This is a genomic window from Bradyrhizobium sp., from assembly GCF_016462955.1.
In the GTDB taxonomy this organism is placed as follows: domain Bacteria; phylum Pseudomonadota; class Alphaproteobacteria; order Rhizobiales; family Xanthobacteraceae; genus Bradyrhizobium.
In genome coordinates this window covers 1-1,751 of record NZ_JAEMSD010000845.1, presented here as the reverse complement: position 1 = coordinate 1,751, position 1,751 = coordinate 1, and the positions used below count along the sequence as shown (strand labels likewise).

Annotated in this window: 2 protein-coding genes and 1 pseudogene; 2 read left to right on the top strand and 1 reads right to left on the bottom strand. The window is 69.0% G+C overall.

Annotated elements, in window-relative coordinates:
- Positions 1–254 (top strand): annotated as a pseudogene (locus JHD07_RS39110) (hypothetical protein); the annotation flags it as partial.
- Between the two features lie 42 nt (positions 255–296).
- Entirely contained in the window at positions 297–737 is a 441-nt protein-coding gene (locus tag JHD07_RS39105) for a DUF1489 domain-containing protein (RefSeq protein ID WP_291631928.1), read from the top strand.
- Here JHD07_RS39105 and panC read toward each other — a convergent pair.
- Entirely contained in the window at positions 734–1,585 is an 852-nt protein-coding gene (gene panC / locus JHD07_RS39100; protein ID WP_291631926.1) for a pantoate--beta-alanine ligase, read from the bottom strand. The two genes, JHD07_RS39105 and panC, sit on opposite strands and share 4 nt — an antisense overlap.
- Positions 1,586–1,751: the final 166 nt, after the last annotated feature.

The following is a 1,751-nucleotide window of genomic DNA, read 5'->3' as shown; positions in this document are numbered from 1 at the left end:
CTTCGTCGACGCCCCCGGTGAGCATCATGAATCCGGAGCCGACGGCAACGACGAGGCAGGCAGCGCCCGCCACGAATGCAGCGCCGGCCCCGCGTGCGCCCGCCGCGGCCTCGGCACAGGCTGCCGCGCCACCCGCTGCGGCGGCCGCGAAGAAGCCGCCGGTACCGAAGGCGGCGCGCGCGCCAGCCGCACCGGTTCCGCTCGCGCCACCACCGGCCTCCGTGGCCGCTCCTCCGGCTGCGGATAACGAGTAGATCGGCATTTCCAATGCGGGGCTGCCCGGCTAATGCTGGCGCATGCCGCTACATCTGATCAAGCTTGCCGTCGGCTGCGACTCCGTCAAGGAATTGAAGGAGTGGATCGCCGAACGGATGCAGACCGCCAAGAAGAAGGGTCTGCCGCAACATCACATCCACGTCACCCGCATGGTGCCCAAGCGCGACGCCGAGATCCTCGCCGGCGGGTCGCTCTACTGGGTGATCAAGGGCGAGGTCGCCGCGCGGGAGAAGATCATCGGCATCGAGCCGTTCCGCGACAAGGACGGCATAGGGCGCTGCAGGATCGTGATGCAGCCGAAGGTGATCTCGGTGTCGCCGCGGCCGATGCGCCCGTTCCAGGGCTGGCGCTATCTCACCGAGGATTCCGCGCCTGCCGATCTCGGCAGGTCCGCCGCCGGCTCGATCGCGGCGATGCCGGAACCGATGCGGCGCGAGCTGCGCGATCTCGGATTGCTCTAGACCGCGATATTGTCGATCAGCCGGGTGGTGCCGAGCTTGGCCGCGACCAGGATCCGCAACGGGCCGTCCTTGCGCGAGGTGACCGGTGCCAGCGTCTCGGCATGGCGGATCTCGTAGTAGTCGAGCGCAAAGCCCGCCGCCGTGATAATCTCGGCGCCGCCGGCCATCGCCGGGGCGATCGCATCGCCGGCACGGATGCGTCCGGCGCTCTCCTTCATGGCCCGGTAGAGGACGGTGGCGGTCTGGCGCTCCTCGGACGAGAGGTAGACGTTGCGCGAGGACATCGCGAGCCCGTCGCGCTCGCGCACGGTGCGCGAGCCGATCACCTTGACGCCGAGGTCGAGGTCGCGCGCCATCTGCGTCACCACGCGGAGCTGCTGGAAGTCCTTCTCGCCGAAGATCGCAACATCCGGCCGGACTTGCGTGAACAGCTTGCCGACGACGGTGGCGACACCGCCGAAGAAGTGCGGCCGGAAGCGGTCTTCGAGTCCGGCCAGCGCCGGCCCCTCCGGCACGATGCGGGTGGCGAAGCCTTGCGGATACATGGCCTCGACGCCGGGGTGCCAGACCATATCGACGTGCTCGGCCGCGAGCTTGGCGATGTCGGATTTCCAGGTGCGCGGATAGGCGCCGAAATCCTCGGTCGGCGCGAATTGAGTCGGGTTGACGAAGATCGAGACCACGACGCGGCTGGCGCGCCGCTTGGCCAGGCGGACCAGCGACACATGCCCGTCATGGAGGGCGCCCATGGTCGGGACCAGCGCGACGGTGGCCTTTCGCTTGCGGAGATTGTCGACGGCGCGCCGCAGGGCGGGGACCGTGCGGGCGATCAGGGGGCTTGATGACATCAGGACTCGGCGGGGTTGGCAATCGGTGCGGGTGCGGCTGGCGCTGCACCGGCTAACCATAACAAGCGGCGATCGTGGACGCCATGCATCCGGATGCGGCACAGCATCCCGCGCAAGGCCGCGCGGGTCGCCGCGACGCCGAAGCTCTCGGCGAGCTTCACGAAGT

Excerpts from the sequence above, each read along its gene's own strand:
- JHD07_RS39105 (WP_291631928.1), top strand. The coding sequence starts at position 297 with ATGCCGCTACATCTGATCAAGCTTGCCGTCGGCTGCGACTCCGTCAAG.
- panC (WP_291631926.1), bottom strand. The coding sequence starts at position 1,585 with ATGTCATCAAGCCCCCTGATCGCCCGCACGGTCCCCGCCCTGCGGCGC.